Consider the following 4981-nt stretch of genomic DNA (forward strand, 5'->3'; position numbering starts at 1 on the left):
ACTAACCGTTACTGTTGGTAACGCGTTAAATGTTACTGTTCCTGAAGCACTCGCACTAATACAGTTTGTAGTGGTATTGGTAATCACAACGGAGTATGTTCCTGCAATTGTAGCATTAAAAGTTGTTACATTTCCAGGATTTGTTGCACCTGTAGGTACAGTCCATGCATAGTTATAGGTAGCTGCTGTACCTGGTGTAGCTGTAACTGTTGCTGTTGCCCCTGTACAAACTGTAGGGCTGTTAACCGTTACTGTTGGTAATGGATTGACAGTTACTGTTCCTGAAGCACTTGTGCTGACACAATTCGTAGAGGCATTGGTAATCACTACACTATACGTTCCTGCAACTGTAGTGGTAAAACTTGACACACTACCTGGATTTGTAACCCCTGTTGGCACAGTCCAGTTATAAGTATAGGTTCCTGCAGCACCTGGTGTAGCTGTTACCGTAGCTGTCTGCCCTGAACAAATGGAAGTACTATTTACCGTTACTGTAGGAAGCGGATTATGAGTCACTGTTCCTGAAGCACTTGTACTAATACAGTTTGTTGCTGTATCGGTAATCACAACACTGTAATTACCAGCCACTGTTGTGGTAAATGTCGCTACGTTACCTGGATTGGCAACTCCTGTAGGAACTGTCCAAGTGTAATTATACGTTCCTGCTGCACCTGGTGTAGCCGTTACAGTAGCTGACTGTCCGATACAAACAACGGCATTACTAACCGATACTGTTGGTAGCGCGTTAAATGTTACTGTTCCTGAAGCACTCGCACTAATACAGTTTGTAGTTGAATTGGTAATCACAACAGAGTAAGTTCCTGCAATTGTAGCATTAAAACTTGCCACATTACCAGGATTTGTTGCACCGGTAGGTACAGTCCATGCATAAGAGTAAGTCCCACCTGTACCAGGAGTTGCTGTAACTGTTGCAGTTGCACCTGCACAAACAGTAGGATTGTTCACCGTTACTGTTGGTAATGGATTTATAGTTAAAACAAATGTTCTTGCTTGTCCTTCACAACCATATTTTGTAAGTTTTACAGTAATGGTTGCTGTTTGTGGAGATGTAACCGTAGCCGCAGTAAATGCAGGTAGAAAGAATGTAGTTCCACTAGCCGGCAAACCAATAGCAGGATTACTGTTTGTCCAAGTTACAGTATCGTATGGATCTGTAGTTGTAAAGTTTAATTGAGGTACATTCTGACCTGAACAAAATGCCTGACTCGTATTAGTAATAACTGGATCCGGACAATTACAAGTAATCGTTTTTGGTAAAATACAAATTGAAGCCCCTACAGGATATAAAGTAAAAGTAACCGGCATATCTCCAGGAGTTGGAATTGTAACATTAGACACCGACGTAATTGGCTGATAACCTGACTGAAGAGGACCACCAGCTATAGAATATGTATAATTATAACCTGAAGCTCCCGCTATATTAGTCCAATCAAAATTTACCGATGTTGGTGTCGTTGGTCCACAAATCAAATTAATAATATCTTGTGTTGGATTTACAGTAAATACTCTTTGAACAGAACATCCGTTTGCATCAGTATATGTAATTGTTGTTGAACCTGCAGCAACTGCACTTACAACACCAGTATTAGATATTGTTGCCACACCTGTATTTGATGATGACCATGGATTAACCGCAGCAGGTGTTCCTGAACCTGTTAATGTCGTATCAACTCCAGCACATGATGACATTGTTCCCGAAATAGTAGGAACTGGATGATTAGAAACAGTTCCTGAACCGGCAACACTTGTACAAGTTCCATCCGATATGGTTACACTATACAGACCCGGTACAGTAGTAGAAAATGAAGCTACGTTCCCAGGGTTAGAGGCCGTTGCCGGTACGCTCCAAGTATAAGTATACACTCCAGCAACAGCTGGTGTAGCTATAACATTTGCCTGCGCTCCTGTACAAACCACAGGGCTGTTAACACTTACAGAAGGTACTGCATTTACAGTAAAGTTAGCTGTAGCCTGACAACCATTACTATCTGTAAAAGTTATTACAACAGTACCAGGAGAAATAGCAACAACCAAACCATTTGAACCAACACTAGCAACAGTAGTATTAGAAGAAATCCAAGGATTTACTGCTGCCGGCGCATTACTGGCATTTAATTGCGACACACTACCAGTACAAGCCGATAGCGTACCACTAATAACTGGTAAAGCATTAACTGTTACGGTAGCCGTTGTTTGACAACCATTAACATCAATATAAGTTATAACTGTTGTTCCGGTTCCAACTGAAGTAACTAAACCTGTACTATCTACTGTAGCTACCGAAGGTGTACCAGAAGCCCAAGGAGTTGTGGCAGATGGTGCTCCCGAACCTGTTAATTGAGTGGTTGCACCGTTACACACAGCCAAAGTACCTGTAATTGTTGGAGTATCATTAACGGTAACTACATATACATTTTGACAACCCTCATCATTAGTATATGTAATATTTGCCGTACCTGCAGAAACACCTGTAACCAAACCTGATCCGTCAACAGTAGCAACTGCTGTATTATCAGAAACCCAAGGCGTTGTTGCTGCCGGTGCAGCTGTTGACGACAATTGAGTAGTAAATCCTTCACAAATAGCTGCATTACCAGTTATTGAAGGCAAAGGAAGCACTATTAAATCAAAACTATCAAATAAAACGTCTGTAGCATCAGTTATATGGGCTTTTCTGAAATAAATAGTTTGCCCTGTACTTACAAAATTATCCTGTTGGCCTACCAATGCACCAGCAGGAACCAAATCACTATCCAACGTAGTCCCATCAGCACTTGATAGCGTTGTATGGTACGTTATAATATAATCCGCAGCATTATCACCATCTAAAACAGCAACATTCTGATCTGATAAGTTGAAAGACTCCGAACCATCATTCCCAATATCACACAAAAGCATATCAGGCACATTACAGTTTCGGGCATTCAACACAAAAGATTGCACTTGGATACAAGCTGTATTCAAATCCTCAACAGATACCCATATTGTTGTAGGTACAGTTGCTACCTGATAAGCTGAAATATCTCCGGTTATCTGTGCATCAAAGGCACCTTCAGCACTTGCCTGAGTCGTGTGATATGTAAGGACATTCATTCCCGGATCAAGACCATTTAATACATGACTGGTATTATCACTGAAATCAAACTCAAATGTAGTCTGACCCGTATCACAAATATTGACATTCAAAGGCTCATTTGTAGGAATATCAACAAGTTCCACTGTAACATTATCCGTAACCCTAAACTGAACCGTCGGACTACAAGTAGGATAAATTGCAGTTACAGTATACGTTGTTGTCGCTGTAGGATTGACAGTAATATTCTGACCTGTCCCTACTAAAACATTCGCAGGGTCTCTCCATTCAAAAGTTGGAACAATCGGTGTACCGTTTGGTGTAAATCGCCATGCTTCATTAAGAGTATTCCATGTTCCTCCATTTCTACCTGCTGGAGTAACTCCTGCTGTTCCATCATTATTTTGAACACCAATAAGCCCATGACCTCCAGACCAACTAACACATGGATATCGTCTTGCCACATAAACATCAATTATATTCGTTCCTTCATACAAGATCATCTGACTGGTTTGCGCTCCCACTACAGGATCTGAAGAACAACCAAATTGAGCCACTTCAGCAAGATTAACAACAAACACCCTGTTCGGATAAGTCCCTGTAGTATAATAGTTTATATTCGGGTTTGCAAATGTATTATCTATAGCTGGGTTAGTATCCTGAAAAACCCCATTAATTGAGTTTTTAAACGGAGCATCAGTACTTGGTCCATTATAAGGTATAGGTCCTGAATTCACCCATGTACTAAATGAATTTGGAGTATAAAGCCCTCCAGGTGTAACCCCCGCTATACTAAACGTAATGGTACCATTGGTAGAAACCAAACACTGAATATAATTATTGTTATAAAAACAAAAATTAAAATCCTCAGGAGTCAATCCTTTCAAATCAATAATCCCTGTCCATCTGTCATCAATAATTAAGGAGGTAGCTGCACCGTTTGTATATCCGAAAGGAGGATTAAAAGGAATAGAACTTACATTATAACCCGTAGTTTGGTGGGTTTGTGTAAATGTACAAGCTAAATCGGATGGATCCCCTGGTTCACATATTGGAGCAGCAGAAGTTGCTACGACAGCTATTGGCCTAGGGCGCTGAGCTCTCAACCCAAAAGATAACAAACAAAATAATAATACATAAAAGTAATTATTCTTCATTATAATGATTTTTTAATCGTAAAACACAAAATTAGCATTTATTGCAAAATAATTAAAGATTTAATCAATTATTCGTAACACAAAAACCAACTATTTTGTTAATAATAAAAAAAGCTACCCTTTCAGGTAGCTTTTAATAAGATTAAACTTAATTATTTAACGTTTCATAGAGAAGTGAGCCTTGAAAACTCTTTCTGCCTGATTAGCAGGATCGATGAACTTCACCGTGAACCAGTAATCCGTTGATGGTAATGGTTCCCCATTAAAAGTTCCGTCCCATCCGCCGCCTGCCGGAGTGATCTGCTTGATCAGTTTTCCGTAACGGTCGAAGATATGAATTTCAGCACTAGGTTGGTCTTCCAAATCCCAGATGTTCCAAGTATCGTTGGCACCATCTCCGTTCGGTGTGAAAAAGTGCGGATAACCGATCAGGTAAATACTTTGGCTATCGCTGGTACATCCATTCTCGTCCGTAACATATACTGTGTACACATTCCCAGTACTCAAGTTTGTGAACACGTTAGATTCCTGCCATGGACCGCTTGGACTCAAAGCATACAAATAACCTCCGGTACCTCCAGTCATCACAACCGTGATCGAACCGTTTTCATCAAACGCAACACTTGGGATTAAAGACGCTATCGTTCCAACAGTATGGCCTTCTACAATAGAAGTAACCGGATCCGATGGACATGACGGGTTGTTCGGATCGGTGCTGGTAACAATAACA

At 40.5% G+C, this 4981-nt stretch carries 2 protein-coding genes; both read right to left on the reverse strand.

The annotated features are described in order from the left end of the window. Nucleotides 1–4251: beta strand repeat-containing protein (locus tag ABGT15_RS12920; RefSeq protein WP_367231868.1), on the reverse strand; the 4251-nt coding region annotated here is incomplete at its 3' end. Nucleotides 4252–4407: 156 nt separating this feature from the next. Next, the coding region (locus ABGT15_RS12925) for a T9SS type B sorting domain-containing protein (RefSeq protein WP_367231869.1) at nt 4408–4981 on the reverse strand (574 nt) is incomplete at its 5' end.

The sequence above is a fragment of the Flavobacterium enshiense genome (genome assembly GCF_040750275.1).
Taxonomy (GTDB): Bacteria; Bacteroidota; Bacteroidia; order Flavobacteriales; family Flavobacteriaceae; genus Flavobacterium; species Flavobacterium enshiense_B.